Annotated in this window: 12 protein-coding genes and 1 tRNA gene; 7 read left to right on the forward strand and 6 right to left on the reverse strand. The window is 63.0% G+C overall.

Going from position 1 to position 15058, the window contains the following annotated elements; genetic code table 11:
• Positions 1-211 precede the first annotated feature (211 nt).
• Positions 212-286 (forward strand) — tRNA-Val (locus tag G471_RS0110915).
• A gap of 142 nt (positions 287-428) precedes the next feature.
• On the forward strand, positions 429-644 hold the full coding sequence (locus G471_RS0110920; protein WP_028995371.1) for a hypothetical protein: 216 nt from the start codon (positions 429-431) through the stop codon (positions 642-644).
• A 21-nt stretch (positions 645-665) separates the two neighbouring features.
• On the opposite strand, the gene G471_RS0110925 is transcribed toward G471_RS0110920, so the two are convergent.
• The gene (locus G471_RS0110925; RefSeq protein WP_081700232.1) at positions 666-1574 is read right to left on the reverse strand and encodes a GIY-YIG nuclease family protein; all 909 of its coding nucleotides are present in this window, start codon (positions 1572-1574) and stop codon (positions 666-668) included.
• A 230-nt stretch (positions 1575-1804) separates the two neighbouring features.
• Here G471_RS0110925 and G471_RS0110930 point away from each other — a divergent pair, with 230 nt between their 5' ends.
• The 3 genes from G471_RS0110930 (at position 1805) to G471_RS0110940 (ending at position 4063) form a co-directional block, all read left to right on the forward strand.
• On the forward strand, positions 1805-2359 hold the full coding sequence (locus G471_RS0110930) for a phasin family protein (RefSeq protein ID WP_028995373.1): 555 nt from the start codon (positions 1805-1807) through the stop codon (positions 2357-2359).
• Between the two features lie 106 nt (positions 2360-2465).
• Positions 2466-2942 carry a cyclic nucleotide-binding domain-containing protein gene (locus tag G471_RS17435; RefSeq protein ID WP_081700233.1) on the forward strand — a complete coding sequence of 159 codons (477 nt, stop codon included), beginning with the start codon at positions 2466-2468 and terminating at the stop codon, positions 2940-2942.
• Positions 2939-4063 (forward strand): AI-2E family transporter, encoded by a 1125-nt coding sequence (locus tag G471_RS0110940; protein ID WP_028995374.1) that lies wholly within the window; start codon positions 2939-2941, stop codon positions 4061-4063. Before G471_RS17435 ends, G471_RS0110940 begins: the two co-directional genes overlap by 4 nt.
• 16 nt (positions 4064-4079) lie before the next feature.
• Here the strand turns inward: G471_RS0110940 and parC are convergent, their stop codons facing one another.
• On the reverse strand, positions 4080-6407 hold the full coding sequence (gene parC / locus G471_RS0110945) for a DNA topoisomerase IV subunit A (RefSeq protein ID WP_028995375.1): 2328 nt from the start codon (positions 6405-6407) through the stop codon (positions 4080-4082).
• Between the two features lie 191 nt (positions 6408-6598).
• On the opposite strand from parC, the gene G471_RS0110950 reads away from it, so the two are divergent.
• The gene (locus G471_RS0110950; protein ID WP_043421525.1) at positions 6599-7588 is read left to right on the forward strand and encodes a c-type cytochrome; all 990 of its coding nucleotides are present in this window, start codon (positions 6599-6601) and stop codon (positions 7586-7588) included.
• Between the two features lie 58 nt (positions 7589-7646).
• Here G471_RS0110950 and G471_RS0110955 read toward each other — a convergent pair whose 3' ends face one another.
• On the reverse strand, positions 7647-8282 hold the full coding sequence (locus G471_RS0110955; RefSeq protein ID WP_028995377.1) for a response regulator transcription factor: 636 nt from the start codon (positions 8280-8282) through the stop codon (positions 7647-7649).
• A complete protein-coding gene (locus G471_RS0110960) occupies positions 8279-10033 on the reverse strand; it encodes a sensor histidine kinase (protein WP_028995378.1) in 1755 nt (584 codons plus the stop codon). The genes G471_RS0110955 and G471_RS0110960 overlap by 4 nt, the downstream gene beginning before the upstream one ends.
• 116 nt (positions 10034-10149) lie before the next feature.
• Here G471_RS0110960 and G471_RS0110965 point away from each other — a divergent pair, with 116 nt between their 5' ends.
• Complete coding sequence (locus tag G471_RS0110965) at positions 10150-11505, forward strand: sodium-dependent transporter (RefSeq protein WP_028995379.1); 1356 nt, start codon at positions 10150-10152, stop codon at positions 11503-11505.
• Here G471_RS0110965 and G471_RS0110970 read toward each other — a convergent pair.
• Positions 11502-13100 (reverse strand): GGDEF domain-containing protein, encoded by a 1599-nt coding sequence (locus G471_RS0110970; protein WP_028995380.1) that lies wholly within the window; start codon positions 13098-13100, stop codon positions 11502-11504. The two genes, G471_RS0110965 and G471_RS0110970, sit on opposite strands and share 4 nt — an antisense overlap.
• 35 nt (positions 13101-13135) lie before the next feature.
• Positions 13136-15052, reverse strand: coding sequence for a B12-binding domain-containing radical SAM protein (locus tag G471_RS0110975; protein ID WP_028995381.1), 1917 nt, complete (start codon positions 15050-15052; stop codon positions 13136-13138).
• Positions 15053-15058: the final 6 nt, after the last annotated feature.

Consider the following 15058-nt stretch of genomic DNA (forward strand, 5'->3'; position numbering starts at 1 on the left):
CGCTCCTGCTGGCGTGCCCACTTTTCGGCATCCTTTCGGAGGTCGAAGGTCTTGGATTGGGTCGGGTAGCCCTTGCGCTTGACGATGACTTGCCAGCGGTCATTCCTCTGTCTAATCGTTGCCATCTGGTGCTCCAGGGTGACAACTGGGTGACCGGAGAGGGGCTACGGTAAAGCCCACAGAGGGGAAACCCTTGAGGAACCAGGACGATGGGCGGTTAGCTCAGTGGTAGAGCACTGCCTTCACACGGCAGGGGTCACTGGTTCGAACCCAGTACCGCCCACCATCGAGCACCTGAAGGCCCGATCCCCGATCGGGCTTTTTCGTTCCTGCAGCGCTGCCATCGGCCAAGTAAGCTGCGGTTACGTTCCCGTACAGTCTGTCATGCGTTTCTGTTCGACAATCGCGACTTCTGTTCGGAGGCTTTCATGAGTTTGCAGAATCAGACGGAAATTGCCTGCAATCACTGGGTGGCGCAGGTTCGCTCGCGTTCCGGAAGCAATGTGCTGATCCACATTCATCGCGGCGCCCCGATTGTGGCCAAGGACGCGATGTTGATTGCGCGCAAGACCGCGAACTTCGGCAAGGTGGCGGGCCTGTCGCCGGTCGGGCCGTGTTCTGTCCATCTGGACGAAGATTGTTAACTGTCTGGTGACGATCCCCGGTCAGTTCGCCGAGAATAACCCGGTCAGTGTCTTTCTGGCTTCATCAAAGCTGTTTGCCTGGGCAAATTGCCGACGGCAGCGCTGACCCGCGTCGTCAATATCGATACCGAACGGGTCGATGCCGAGCATGCGTACCTGGGTAGGCAATAGTGGTTCGATTTCCGTCATCAGCTGTTGTTCCTCTGCCAGGGTGAATCCGGGCAGCGCTTGCCAGTCCGCACCGTCGATCCAGCCCATGCGGCCGATGCCGCCGATGAAACGGGCGCGTTCCGGGACTAGCCGGAAGAACATGAAATCAAGCTGGAGATACTGCGCCGCCTCGGGCTGGTAGCGGAGGTAGCGCTCGACCAGGGCCGTTGAAGCTTCACAAGGCTCGCAGCGGCCGACCAGCGTGATGCGCGCGGCGTCCTGCACGTTGTCCTTGCCGGCCTCGACGACGGCCAGGCTGGTCCGGCTGTCGGCGAGCAGGTTCTTGGTGTGCTCGGCCAGCGCGCTGATCAGCAGCAGCGGTTGTTGCCGCTCGTCGAGCACCAGCGGTACGGCTGTGCCAAAGGGAAAACCGGGCAACTGGGTCGAGTGCGTGCTGAGGACGGCGTGGCGCGTTTCGTGGAGCAGTTGAATGGCCGGGGAAAGCTGGATCTGCATGGCGAGGTTCCGGGCGAGTTGGCGTTTTTGCTGGGGTGACAGTTGCTTGACCCGGTATTCGGCGCGGGCGGCGGCGGCGCGATCAGGCTGCATCTGCCAGGCCAGCAATTCTACCGGCGGCCGGGCACGCGTGTAACGCGCGCCTTTGCCGGCGCAGTGCACGGCATAGCGCGCCTTCACGTCGGTTGTGATGCCGGTGTAGATGCTGCCGTCGATGCATTCGATGAGGTAGAGGAACCAGGGCTTGGCGTTTTTTTCCGGCATTGGGGGAGCGCAGGTGGCTGATCCCCGAATTGTCACGATATTGCCGCCATTTTGAAATGCCGATTTGTTAGCCTGTGTCGCTGTCAGGATCGCTGCATCGTCGTCAAAAAGCAAAAATGGTGCGATGCACAAAATTGTCTTGACATGATTTCGTCAGTAGATAGAATACGTCCATGCTGCATTGCAACATATGCAGATCAGGAATCACCCAACCCCCACGGAGAATCAAAATGACCATCAAACCTGAAGAGTTCGCCAAGTCCGGCTTCAACTTTGCCCTGTTCTTTGCCAACACCGCTTTCGATGGCATCGAGCGTCTGGCTGTCCTGAACCTGTCCGCTTCGCGTTCGGTTTTCGAGGCCTATGTGTCCAACATGAACGCCCTGCTCGGCGTCAAGGACATCCAGTCCTTGGTTGAACTGCAGAAGGGCATTGCTGCCCCGTCGATCGAAAAGGGTGTCGAGTACTCGCGCAACGTGATCGCCATCGCGACCGATGCCAAGGAAAAGATCACCAAGGAAGTTGAATCGCACGTCGCCGATACCAACGCCAAGGTCACCAATCTGGTTGAAAAGGCCCTGGCTTCCGCCCCGGCTGGTTCCGAAGTTGCCGTTGCCGCTGTCAAGACGGCGATCAAGTCCGCCAACGAAGCCATGGACGGCCTGAACAAGGTTGCCAAGCAGGCTGCCGAAGTTGCCGAAGCCAGCGTTTCCGCTGCGACCGAAGCCACGATCAAGGCCACCACCGCTGCTGCCCCGAAGGCTGCCGCCAAGAAGGCTGCTTGATCTGATCGTCGCCTGACGATGCACGACAAACCGGGGCTGCGGCCCCGGTTTTCTTTTGTGCGTTCGTAGCTGAGCTAGAATGCCGCAGGAATGAACGGGGGGCGTCATGAAGTGGCATTGGCTTGAGCGGGGAAAAAGCCGGGCTGGGCACCGGCTCAGCGGTACGGCATTGTTCAGCGATCTCGGCGTACGCGAATTGCGCGTGGTCGAGGCATTTGCCCATGAGCGCCAGTTTCTGCCCGACGAAGTCGTTTTCGATGCCGGGGAAGACGGTCAGGCGCTGTATGTCGTCGTCAGCGGCCGTGTTGCCGTCATCGCCGAGGGGGCGGGTGATAAGCCGCTGGCCGAACTCGTCGCCGGTGAGTTCTTCGGCGAGATGGGCCTGCTCGACGGCGCGCCACGTTCGGCGCAGATCCGGGCGCTTGAGCCGACGACGCTGGTCGTCCTGCCGCGTACCGAATTCGACCGCCTGATGGTATCGCACGCCCGCATCGCTTCCTGCATTTCGCTGCAACTGGCGCGCCATCTCGGTCGCCGCCTGCGCGCCATGCTCGAACTTGCGCCAGCCAGGGAAGCATCGTGAGCCTGCTGCGTTACCGGGCCGGGCCGCTGGTGTGGACGGGAAACATCCTGGCCACCTGTCTGCTGCTGTTCTTCTTCCAGAAAATCCTGTGGCTGGTCGTGCCCTTCATCTTGGCGCTGGTTCTGCATTACCTGCTGGCGCCGCTGAAGCTGCGCCTGCTGCTGCGGGGGGTGTCGCACGACGCCGCCGCGGCCATGGTCAGCGTGGCGGCGTTTCTCGTGTTCGCGCTCCCGGTCGTCTATGGTTTTCCGCGCTTGCTCGGCGACGTGGCCGGTCTGCACGAAACCCTCTTGCGCTACATCGGTGGCGGCATCCGCCTGCTGACCGACGTCCTCAGCGATCTTGAAGCGCGTTCCGCCTTCCTCGCCGAAAGCGGTGCGCGGGCCATGCTGGAAACCCAGCTGGGCGGTTTCTTCGAACATTTCACCGAAAAATACCTGCCGGGCATCGTCATGGGCCTGATGGTCTGGTCGCCTTCGCTGCTGTTGGTCCCATTCATCGCCTTTTTCATGCTGCGCGACGGCTGGCGTTTTCGCCGCCTGCTACTGCGTGCCGTGCCCAATGCCTATTTCGAGCGCAGCCTGGCGCTGATCGACGCGGTGGATCGCACGGCGCGGCAGTATTTCGTCGGCCTGCTGCAACTGACCCTGCTCGATACCCTGTGTCTGGCCGCTGGCTTGTGGGTGATCGGCATCGACGGCGCGCTGATGCTTGGTCTGCTGGCCGCCGTGCTGGCCTGGATTCCCTTCGTCGGCTCGGTCATCGGCTGCCTGCTGGTGGTGCTGGTCGTCGCCACCGATTTCCCCGGCCAGCCGGGTGTCGCCTACGCCGCCATCGGCCTGTTCGTCGCAGTGCGCCTGCTCGACGACTTCGTCTTCATGCCGGTGACGGTGGGTAAAAGCCTGAACATGCACCCGCTGGTCACCGTGCTGATGATCTTCATCGGCGGCGCCGTCGCCGGCGTCCCTGGCCTGATGCTGGTGCTGCCGGTCCTCGGCGTGGTCATGGTGCTCGGCGAATCCGCCGGCCAGCTACTCACCGACCCGCGCCTGCACGCGCGACACGCCCATGCCAAAGCGCTTGAGCTGCGGCGGGTAACGCGCGATCTGCGGATCGATTGAGCGAACCCGCCGCGCCTTACTTGCGCGGTGCCTTCACCGGTTTGCCCTTGCCGCCGCGATTGCCGCGACAGAGTTCCAGGCGATCACCCTTGAGTTTGCCGGCGACGCCGTCGATGACGGGTTCGATGGTTTCCAGTGCGGTTTTGCCGGGGGCGGCGTCGATCAGTTTGAGGCCGCGACCTTTGCCGAGCAGGCGGATTTCTTCGAGCGGGAAGACCAGAGCGCGACCGTCCTTGGTGAATACCGCGATGTCGCCGTCGGCTGGGGCCGGCTGGAAGATGGCCGGGGCTTCGCCGTCGTCGAGGCTGAGGAAGGCCTTGCCGGCCTTGCCGCGTGAGAGCAGGTCCTCGCCCTTGACGCGGAAGCCGTAGCCGCTTTCCCCGGCGACCAGATACAGCTTGTCGGCGGCGACGGCCTGGGCGAGCAGCAATTTGCCGCCGTCCTGGAAATCGACCAGCGAGGTGGCGGGGACGCCGTCGCCCTTGCCGCCGGGCAGGTCGGCGGCGGGGATGGAGTAGGCGCGGCCCTTGGTGTCGAGCAGGATCAGGTGGTTGACCGTGCGGCAGGGAATGCAGGCGAGCAGGCTGTCGCCGGAGCGGAAAGTCAGTTGCGCCGGATCGACGTTGTGACCGGTGCGCGAGCGCAGCCAGCCGTGCTTGGAGACGATCAGCGTGGTCGGCTCGTCGGGGATCGAGACGTTCTTGGCGTCCGACAGGGTGACGCGTTCGGCGGTTTCGATCAGGGTGCGGCGGTCGTCGCCGTATTTCTTGGCGTCGGCTTCGATTTCGGCGGCGACGCAGGCGCGCAATGCGGTTTCCGAATCGAGCAGCTTGTTGAGGCCGGCGGCTTCTTCGCGCAGCTTGGCCAGTTCCTCGCCGATCTTGATGCCTTCGAGGCGGGCCAGCTGGCGCAGGCGGATTTCCAGGATGTCCTCGGCCTGGATTTCCGAGAGCTTGAAATGGGCGATCAGGTCGGCCTTGGGGTCGTCCGATTCGCGGATGACCTTGATCACGCGGTCGATGTCGAGCAGGATCGCCTGCCGGCCTTCGAGGATGTGGATGCGCCGCTCGGCGGCAGCGAGCCGGTGGCGGGTGCGCCGTTCGACGGTTGCCAGGCGGAAACGGCACCATTCGGCGATCATGTCGTAGAGCGTGCCTTGGCGCGGCGAGCCGGTCAGGCCGAGCAGCGTCAGGTTGATCGAGGCGTTGGTTTCCAGGCTGGTGTGGGCGAGCAGCAGGCGCACCAGGTCGTCCTGGCCCTGGCGCGAGCTGGCCGGCTCGATGACCAGGCGGACGTCGTGTTCCTTGCCCGATTCGTCGCGCACGCCGCTTTCGCCAATGGCCGAGAGGAAGGCCGCCTTGAGGTTGAGCTGTTCCGGCGTGAACACCTTCTTGCCGGCCTTTTCCTTGGCCACCGGGTTGGAGCAGGCTTCAATCTCGGACATCACGGTGGCCGTGGACACGCCCGGCGGCAGTTCGGTGACGACCAGGCGCCACTGGCCGCGCGCCAGCGGCTCGATCTTCCATTTGGCGCGCACGCGCAGGCTGCCGCGACCGCTCTTGTAGGTGGCGGCGATTTCCTCGGGCGTCGAGATGATCTGGGCGCCGCCCGGGTAATCCGGGCCGGGCACCAGGCGCAGCACATCGTCCTCGCTGGTTTGCGGGTCGCGGATCAGCGCGACGGCGGCGCGGGCGATCTCGCGCAGGTTGTGCGAGGGGATCTCGGTGGCCATGCCGACGGCGATGCCGGAGGCGCCGTTCAGCAGGCAGAAGGGCAGGCGCGCCGGCAGCAGGCAGGGTTCATCATTGACCCCGTCGTAATTCGGCTTCCAGTCCACCGTGCCTTCGTCGAGTTCGGCGAGCAGCAGTTCGGCAATCGGCGTCAGCCGGGTTTCGGTGTAGCGCATGGCGGCGGCGTTGTCGCCGTCGCGCGAGCCGAAGTTGCCCTGGCCGTCGACCACCGGGTAGCGCAGGCTCCAGTCCTGGGCCATGCGCACCATCGCGTCGTAGACCGACGAGTCGCCGTGCGGGTGATATTTACCGATCACGTCGCCAACCACGCGCGCCGATTTGACGTGCTTCGGGCTCTTGTACAGGCCCATCCGGTGCATCGCGTAGAGGATGCGCCGCTGCACCGGCTTCTGGCCGTCGGCGTTGGCCGGCAGGGCGCGGCCGGTGACCACGCTCATCGCGTATTCGAGATAGCGGCGGGCGGCGTAGTCGGCCGGCGTCGGGATGTCTTCGGCCGGGCCTTGCGCGGCGGGCGGCAGGGGCGGCTCGCCGGGCGGCAGCGCAGCTTCGGGGTCGGCGGGCGGGGCGGAGAAGAGATCGAATTGGTCGTTCATGGCGTTCTGCAGTTGCATCGGGCGAGCGCGATGTTAACCGATTTGGCACCTGGCATCCCATGCGAAGCCATGCATTTGCTGGGCTTGTCCATAACCGGTTTCGATTATCCCTATCCCTGAAGGGGGTAATTGAGGCGCAGACCAGCTCTTTCTAGACTGGGTGCGTTGAAAAATAACTCAAGGAGTGAATCATGAATGCACGTCAATGGGTGTTCGGTCTGCTGGCCACCGCTGTGGCAGTTCCGGTCCTGGCAAGCGAGACCAAGGTCAGCCTGTTCGATCGTCCGGTACAGAAAATCGAGGATCTGCCGGATGACCATTACGGCCGTCTGGTCCGCTACGGCCATGAATTGACCACGCGCACCTTCGCTCACATCGGCCCTGAAGTGAAAGACAAGAAAATGCGCTTTGCCGGCAATAACCTGGCTTGCGCATCCTGCCACCAGGATAATGCAACCAAGCCGTTTGCCATGCCTTGGACAGGAGTCACGGCTGCCTTTCCCCAGTACCGGGGTCGCGAGGATGACCTGAGTACGGTCGAAGACCGGGTCAATGGCTGCATGCAGCGCAGTATGAGTGGTAAGGCACTGCCGTTCGAGTCCCGGGAAATGAAAGCCTATGTGACCTATATCCATTTCCTGTCACGCGGCATTCCGGTCGGTGCCGAGATTGAAGGGGCGGCCACCAAGCGCGCCAGAGCGCCGAATCGGCGTGCCGATCTGGCTGCAGGGGAGGCGGTGTATGTCGCCCAGTGCGCCGCCTGTCATGGGGCCAATGGCGAGGGGGTACGGGTTGGCGTCAAGGGTGATGCTCAGGGGTATGTTTTTCCGCCATTGTGGGGAGCTGACTCCTTCAATGATGGTGCTGGCATGAATCGCCTGCTGATGGCCTATCGCTATATCCTGCACAATATGCCGCAGGGCACCAGCCATCTCAATCCGACACTCAGCGTTGATGAAGCCTATGACGTTGCTGCTTACATGGTGTCCAAGCCGCGTCCGCACAAGAAACATCTTGACCGGGATTTTCCGGCTCGCTGGAACAAGCCGATTGATGCGTCTTTTCCCCCGTATGTGCATGGTGCAACGCCGGATCAGCACAAGTATGGTCCGTTCCCGCCGCTCCTCGAAAAGGCCAAGCAACTGGAGGCAGAGTACAAGGCGAAGCAGGCCGTGAAGTAGGTAACTAGATGTTCTGACAGTCGGGTCAGCCCATTGATGGGGCTGGCCCTTTTTTCACTCAATCGAGGCCGTTAGGGTCAGCGCGCAGGATCAAGCGGGCCAGTTCGGCCGCACTGCCAGTGCCGGTTTTTTCCATCACATGCTGGCGGTGGACATGTACGGTGTTGTCGCTGATCGATAGTTCGCGGGCAATTTCCTTGTTTGACAGTCCACGCGCCAGGAGGCGCCCGACCTCGCTCTCACGTGGCGATAGCCGGGCAAGCAGGTGGCGGGCATCCTGACAGCGTTGACTTGCCTGCTGGCGTTCCTGGCTGATGCCTACGGCGCGTTCTACCGTATCGAGAAAAACCTGGTCCTTGAAGGGTTTCTGAAGGAAATCGATGGCACCGTCTTTCATTGCCTGAACTGCCAGATCAACGTCGCCGTGCCCGGTCATGAAAATGATTGGCCAAGGGGAAGCGGTCGCCAGGAGACGGCGCTGCAATTCAAGTCCGCTAATCCTGGGCATGCGGATGTCGAGTACCAGACAGCCACCGCCGACTGGAAAATCTGGCAAGTGGTCGAGAAATGCTTCGCCGGATTCGTGGCCCTTGGCTAGCCAGCCAGCCGACTCGAGCAGAAAAATCAGTGAACGGCGAAAGGGGGCTTCATCATCGATGACGTGAATGATGGCGTGGGATTCCGTGCGGTTCATGGGCAAGCTGCGGGTAAAGTAAAGGAAACGGATAGTCCGGGGCCATCCGACGGCTGTTCGGCCGCCAGTTGGCCGGCATGCGCTTCGATGATTCGCTTGCAGATTGACAGCCCGAGGCCCATGCCATCCGGTTTGGTTGTGAAGAAAGGCTCGAACAGGTGTTTTCGCGCATCTTCGTTCAGACCGATCCCGTGATCGCGGACGCTGACCCGGATTTGTTCCCCTTGTCTGTCAAGGCTGATTCTGATCGGCAAGCCGGCATCGCCTGCGGTGCGATGCGCGTCGACCGCATTTTTCAGCAGATTGAGCAGGACCTGCTGAATCTGCAATGGATCGACTTCGACATCGCTGGGTGTGTCCCCCAGCTGGTTGTTGAGGAGAATGTCCGGTGCGCGGGCCAGCATGCCGCGAAATAAACGGCTTGACTCCTCGGTCAATGCAACAACGTTGCGCCTTTCCCTGGGTTGGACGCGCTTGCGGGCGAAGTCGCGGATACTTTCAAGTATCTGTGCAGCTCGTTCGGATTCGTTGGCGATTTCCCCCGCTGCCTGAGCGACCGCTTCATTCGACAGGCGTCCGGCATTCAGTCGTCGGGTCAGGCTGTGGGCGTAGTTGCCGATGGTTGCGAGCGGCTGGTTGAGTTCGTGGGCCAGGGTTCCTGATAATTCGCCGAGTATGGATAGGCGTGACAAGTGCTCCATCTGCTGTTGCTGGGTGCGAATGTTCTCTTCCAGTTCGTCGCGTGCACTCAGCGCAGCGGACAGTTCGCGGGTGCGTCGCTGGACCAGAACCTCAACGCGCAAGGTGTAAGCCAGCCAGAGCAGCATGAATACCAGTATCGCCGCCCCAAGTGGCCAGTAGCGGTGAATTTGTGAGGCCAGGCGATGTTCGCGCAGGAAATCGTATGGGGCGATCTGAAGCCCGCGCAGCATTTCGTGCACCGGGTGGTAGTCAGCTGGGACGCCCCAATGGAGGACGCTGTCGGTGCGTTGAAGCGAGAGCAGTGCGATCATTACCTCGCGTGACAGGGCTTCTGGCGTTTTCTTGGCGGCGGCGAAGGCCCAGCCAGGATATGCGGGTGATGAACTCTGGCAGGGGCTGTCCGATCCCTGTGGCGAAAGGACTCGAAACTCGTCGTTGTTGACGCTTCCTTCGCGGATCAGCTGTTCAAGCAGGCAGCTCCGGATCGCACCCGCATCGGCTTGACCGTTGCGGACGGCGTCGATGACACGTGACATCGGGTAATCGGTGTATAGAGGAAGGAAATCGTGATTTTCCGGGTCAATGTTGCGACGCTTGAGTTCGGCCCAGATTACCTGATAGCCGCCGAATGCTTCTGGCGATACTGCAGCAAGCCGCTGCCCACGCAAGTTGTCGAGGGTCTCCAGATCTTTGCGTTGGGCGCGCACGATGACCGCCGAACCTACTGCATGGGCAGAGTCCTGACCCGGCTCGATTAATTGGGTGGCAATGCGTGTGACACCGTGCCGCGCTTCGAGAACAACATAATGCCCGGGGTTTGTGACGACGAAATCGATCTCGCCAGCGGCGATTGCAGCCTCGAGTTGATGGAGGTCTAGGTAGCGCAGTTTGATGGGATGATCGGGAAGCGATTTTGATAGCGCCTCACCTAACGGTTGCCATTGCGTTTGGGCGGTGTCTTCCCCTAGCCAGGCCAGGATACCAATGCGGATATCACCGGCTAGGGCCAGGGTTGGCAGCGCGAGCAGCAGGAAAATCAGGAGTCGCATCGTGTGCCGATGTTAACCGATTTGCCTGTGCGTGCAGCGAGCCATTGGTGAAATCCCTAGGTTTCAGTAGTCGGTGAAATTAATAAAATCATGGGTTTGCCAAATTCGGTCTGCTCATGACAACTTCGCACGCGCCACGCGCCCACTGGTCCAGCCGCTGGGCCTTCATTCTGGTGACCATCGGTTCGGCGGTTGGTCTGGGCAATATCTGGAAGTTTCCGTACATGACCGGCGTCAATGGCGGCAGCGCCTTTGTGTTGGTCTATCTTGCCTGCATCGTCGGTATCGGCGTGCCGCTGCTGATGGCGGAAACCCTGCTCGGCCGGCGCGGCCAGAGCAGTCCGGTGGGCAGCATGCGCCTGCTCGCCGATGAGGCCGGCGCCAGCCGCTTGTGGCAGGTGATCGGCTACATCGGGATCGTCGGTGCCTTCCTGATCCTGTCGTTCTACAGTGTGGTTGCCGGCTGGGTGCTCGAATACACGGTACGTGCGGTCGAGGGTTTTGAAGCCTTGCCCAAAGAGGCTTTCGGCGAGGCCTTCGGGGCGCTGCTGGCCGATCCGAAGCGGATGATCCTGTGGCATACCGCCTTCATGGGCATGTGCGGGCTGGTGGTACTGGGCGGCGTGACGCGCGGCATCGAACGGGCCAACAAGATCATGATGCCGGCGCTGTTCGCCATCCTCGTTTTCCTGCTCGGCTACGGTGCGGTTGCCGCCGATCTGCCAGCAGCTTTCCGCTTCCTGTTCCACTTCGAGCCGGAGGCGATCAACCGCAGCGTGCTGTTCGCCGCCATGGGGCATGCCTTCTTCACGCTCAGCCTGGGCATGGGGGCGATCATCACCTACGGTTCGTATCTCGAACGCAATGTGTCGATTCCGCGCACCTGCCTCTACATCGCCGGCGCCGACACGCTGGTGGCGATTCTTTCCGGGCTGTCGATCTTTGCCATCGTCTTCGCCCAGGGGCTGGAGCCGGCGGCCGGTCCCGGCCTGATCCTGCAGACCTTGCCGCTGGCTTTCTCGCAGATGCCGGGCGGGCATTTCATCGGCGTGCTGTTCTTCGTGCTGGTGGTCTTTGCCGCCTGGAGTTCGGCCATCTCGCTGCTGGAGCCGGGCGTGACCCTGCTGGTCGAGCGTTTTGACATGAGCCGGCCGGCGGCGGTGTTGTTGCTGTGTGCCGGCGTGTGGTTGCTCGGCATCGCGGTTGCCTTGTCGTTCAACGACTGGAGCGGTTTCACCGTCTTCGGGCTGGGCCTGTTCGATCTGCTCGACACGCTGACCAGCAAGATCATGATGCCGCTGGCCGGCCTGCTGATTGCCCTGTTTGCCGCCTGGGTGATGAAGCGCTCGCATGTGGCCGACGAAATCGGCCTCAGCGGTCGTGCGTTTGCCATGTGGTACAACGTGGTGCGCTTCGTTTCGCCGGTGGCGATCGTGGTGATCTTCCTGAATGTGATCGGGGTGCTCGGCTAAGCCAGGCAATAGCGACCGCGCCCGGCTTCCTTGGCGCGGTACATGGCCTGGTCGGCGGCGATCAGCAGGCGGTCCTGGTCGCAGTTGCCGTCGCCGATGGCGATGCCGATCGAGGTGCCGAGTACGCATGAACCAGCAGGGAGGTCGAACGGCGTGGCGAAGACTGCCAGGCATTTGTCGGCCACCCGTTCGGCGGTTTCGCCCGCCGATGCGTCAAGGTCGGAGAGCAGGACGACGAATTCATCGCCGCCGACGCGAGCCAGCGTGTCTTCGCGGCGGATCACCGCCAATAGCCGGTTGGCCACTTCGCGCAGGGCCAGGTCGCCGGTTTCGTGGCCGTGGCGGTCGTTGATCGGCTTGAAACCGTCGAGATCGAGAAACAGCACGGCAACCCAGCCGTCGTTGCGGTGCGCGCGGGCCAGCGCCAGTTTCATCCGGTCGGCCAGCAGCTTGCGGTTGGGCAGGCCGGTCAACTGGTCGTGATGCGCCATGTGGCTGAGTTCGGCCTGGCTTTCCAGGAGCTTCGACAGCACCCGGTTGAAGGCCGCCGTCAGATGGCCGACCTCGTCGTTGCGTGCGACCGGTAGCGGCTCCAGCGGCAGTTCGCCCTGGGTCATGCGGTCGGCCCGGTTGGCCGTTTCCATCAGCGGACGCATCATCCGGCGCATGATCAGGATCATTGCCAGGATGAACAGCGGCAGGATGATCACCGTATTGCGCAGGATGTAGTGGATCAATCGGCTGACCGAGCCATGCGCTTCGCTGGTTGGCAGACGGGCAACGACGAACCAATCAAGGCTTGGCACCGAGGCGGTAGCCACGATTTCCTCGACGCCCTTGGCGTTGACGGTGATGCCTGTGCCGCGAAAGCCGTTCATGGCCAGGTCGTGCAGCGGGTTGATGCCGGGGGCAGGCGTCGGGGCGAGGATCATCGTCGGGTCGGAGGCGCCGACGAACAGCTTGTCGCGTGGCGAGATCAGCAGTAGACCGCCGGTTTTTCCGATTCGGGTGGTGTACAACGTGGCCAGGAAGTTTCCCGACTGCAATTCCGAAACACCGACGAGAATTCCGCGTACCGATCCACCGTCATCGAGCAATGGCGCCGCCATCGGCAGGATGGGAAATGGAGCAATACGACCGGTCGTAGGCTGTCCAACCGCCAAGTGGCCCTGGCTGGCTTGGCGGAAGTAGTCACGATCAGCGGCCGAACTGCCGGCACGGCCGGGCACCGCCGGGAAGTCGGCGATGATCTGTCCTGCGGTGTCGAGTACGAACAGGCCGCGCGAGAACAGCGGATTTGTTTCCTGGCGCTCCTGTAGCCAGGCGCGCAGTTGAGCCGGTCTACCGAGCAGCGCAGGCGGCAGTTTGCTGGCCAGGTGCGTGAGCAGGTCGCGGCGGGCGACGATGTCGCGATCGACGTCCTGCGCAGCATAGTGGGCGATCGACGTCAGTTGGGCCGAGGTCAGCTGGGTCAGGTCGTTGCGCAGATAGCTGCTGAGAAAGATCATACGACCCAGGGCGCCGACGAGCAGCAGCGCCGAACCGAGCAGGATCAGTCGGGTGGTCAGGCTGTCGGCGCGGAGGCACAATCTCATCTTGGCATGAGGTTTCGGTTGGGGCGGCTGCAAGCTTACGCGAGATTGCTGCTGAGCGCCCGGCCGATGAAGTCGCGTTTGACCCGGGGTTTGGGCATGCGTTCGTCGAACCAGCGGCGGACGTCGTCGTCGAGGCAGATGCCGTGCATGTAGTTGTACAGCGCCTTGTTCAATCCCCTACCGAGGCTGGCGTGGTCGGTGCCGGTCGGGTCGACGAAGGCCACGTCGTTCCTGGCGAAGCCCTTGAACGGTTCCGGCTTGAGCGTGATGCCGTAGGCCGCCGGATCGCGCCCGACCGGCGAATGCACGGTACACGCGAAGCGGTGAAAGAAGCCGGACTGGATGCAGCCCTCGGCGAACAACTGGCGCACGTATTCCAGCGCATCGACCGTGTCCTGCACGGTCTGCGTCGGAAAGCCGTACATCAGGTAGGCGTGCACCAGGATGCCGGCGTCGCTGAAGGCGCGGGTGACGCGCGCCACCTGGTCGACCGAGACACCCTTTTTCATCAGCGCCAGCAGGCGGTCGGACGCGACTTCCAGGCCGCCGGAAATGGCGATGCAGCCGCTGTCGGCGAGTTGCAGGCAGAGTTCGGGCGTGAACGACTTCTCGAAGCGGACGTTGCCCCACCAGGAAATCGCCAGATTGCGCCGCTGCAGTTCCTCGGCCAGCGCGCGCAGCGCCTTCGGCGGTGCCGCTTCGTCGACGAAATGGAAGCCGCTGTGGCCGGTCTCGTCGACGATGCGCTCGATGCGGTCGACCAGCGTGCTGGCGTTGGCGGCCTCGAAGCGCGAGATGTAGTCGAGGCTGACGTCGCAGAAGCTGCACTTCTTCCAGTAGCAGCCGTGGGCGACGGTCAGCTTGTTCCAGTGCCCGTCCGACCACAGCCGGTGCATGGGATTGAGCATGTCGAGCAGCGACAGGTAACGGTCGAGCGGCAGGCCGTCCCAGGTCGGCGTGCCGACGTCTTCGAAAGGCACATCCGGCTCGCCGCTGGTGAACCAGCGCACGGCGCCGTCGACGCGGGTGAAGGTGCGCAGCAGGTTGAGGCGCGGCCGCTGCCCGGCGAGGTGCTCGATCAGCGCCAGCAGCGGCGCCTCGCCGTCGTCGAGGGTGATGTAGTCGACGTAATCGAAGACGCGCGGCTCGGCCAGTTCGCGCAACTCGGTATTGACCCAGCCGCCGCCGAGGACGATGACGATCTGCGGATACTTTGCTTTCACCGCCTGGGCGATGCGGAAGGCGGCATAGACCGAGCCGGGGAAGGGCACCGAGAGCAGCAGCATGTCCGGTTGTTCCCGGTCGACCGTCGAAATCGCCAGTTTTTCCAGCGTTGCATCGACCAGCGTCGGCGGTGCCGCCAGCGCCTGCGCCAGCGGCTCGAAGCTGGGCTGACTCTGGGCCAGCGATTCGGCGTAGCGGACAAACTCGAAGCGCGGATCGGCGGCCTCGCGGATGACGTCGGCGAGGTCGTTGAGGAAGAGCGTCGCCAGGTGGCGGGCGCGGTCCTGGATGCCGAGCGCGCCGAAGGCCCAGCCGAGCGGATCGCCGCTGCCGTCGTCGACATAGTGGTCGAGCGCCGAAAAGCGCGGCCCTTCGGGCAGGAAGGCGCGCGTGCAGATGCGGTGCGCCAGCGAGCCGTCGCGCCCCTGCAGCAGCGCCAGCGCCGGCCCGGTGGCGACGCGGTAGCGCTCGAACTGGTTGAGGAAGGTCTTGATCGTCGGCGAGCGCTGCTTGCGCGGCAGTGCTTCTGCTGCCGCCCGCAACTGCTCGAGGCCAGCCGGCGACAGCAGTTCGAGGACGGTGAGCAGTGCCAGGTCGGCCTGCGCCGCGTCGAAGCCGCGCGAACGCAGGAAGCCCGTCAGGTAGGCTGTCGCCGGGTAAGGCGTGTTCAGCTGCGTCAGCGGCGGAATCACCGACAGAAGGCGGGGGCGGGCGGGTAGGGCGGTCATCGCCGG

The sequence above is a fragment of the Azonexus hydrophilus DSM 23864 genome (genome assembly GCF_000429605.1).
GTDB classification, from domain to species: Bacteria; Pseudomonadota; Gammaproteobacteria; order Burkholderiales; family Rhodocyclaceae; genus Azonexus; species Azonexus hydrophilus.

Coding starts and splice junctions, on each gene's coding strand:
- G471_RS0110920 (WP_028995371.1), top strand. CDS start 429: ATGAGTTTGCAGAATCAGACGGAAATTGCCTGCAATCACTGGGTGGCG.
- parC (WP_028995375.1), bottom strand. CDS start 6,407: ATGAACGACCAATTCGATCTCTTCTCCGCCCCGCCCGCCGACCCCGAA.
- G471_RS0110960 (WP_028995378.1), bottom strand. CDS start 10,033: ATGCGACTCCTGATTTTCCTGCTGCTCGCGCTGCCAACCCTGGCCCTA.
- G471_RS0110950 (WP_043421525.1), top strand. CDS start 6,599: ATGAATGCACGTCAATGGGTGTTCGGTCTGCTGGCCACCGCTGTGGCA.
- G471_RS0110955 (WP_028995377.1), bottom strand. CDS start 8,282: ATGAACCGCACGGAATCCCACGCCATCATTCACGTCATCGATGATGAA.
- G471_RS0110965 (WP_028995379.1), top strand. CDS start 10,150: ATGACAACTTCGCACGCGCCACGCGCCCACTGGTCCAGCCGCTGGGCC.
- G471_RS0110970 (WP_028995380.1), bottom strand. CDS start 13,100: ATGAGATTGTGCCTCCGCGCCGACAGCCTGACCACCCGACTGATCCTG.
- G471_RS17435 (WP_081700233.1), top strand. CDS start 2,466: ATGAAGTGGCATTGGCTTGAGCGGGGAAAAAGCCGGGCTGGGCACCGG.
- G471_RS0110975 (WP_028995381.1), bottom strand. CDS start 15,052: ATGACCGCCCTACCCGCCCGCCCCCGCCTTCTGTCGGTGATTCCGCCG.
- G471_RS0110930 (WP_028995373.1), top strand. CDS start 1,805: ATGACCATCAAACCTGAAGAGTTCGCCAAGTCCGGCTTCAACTTTGCC.
- G471_RS0110925 (WP_081700232.1), bottom strand. CDS start 1,574: ATGCCGGAAAAAAACGCCAAGCCCTGGTTCCTCTACCTCATCGAATGC.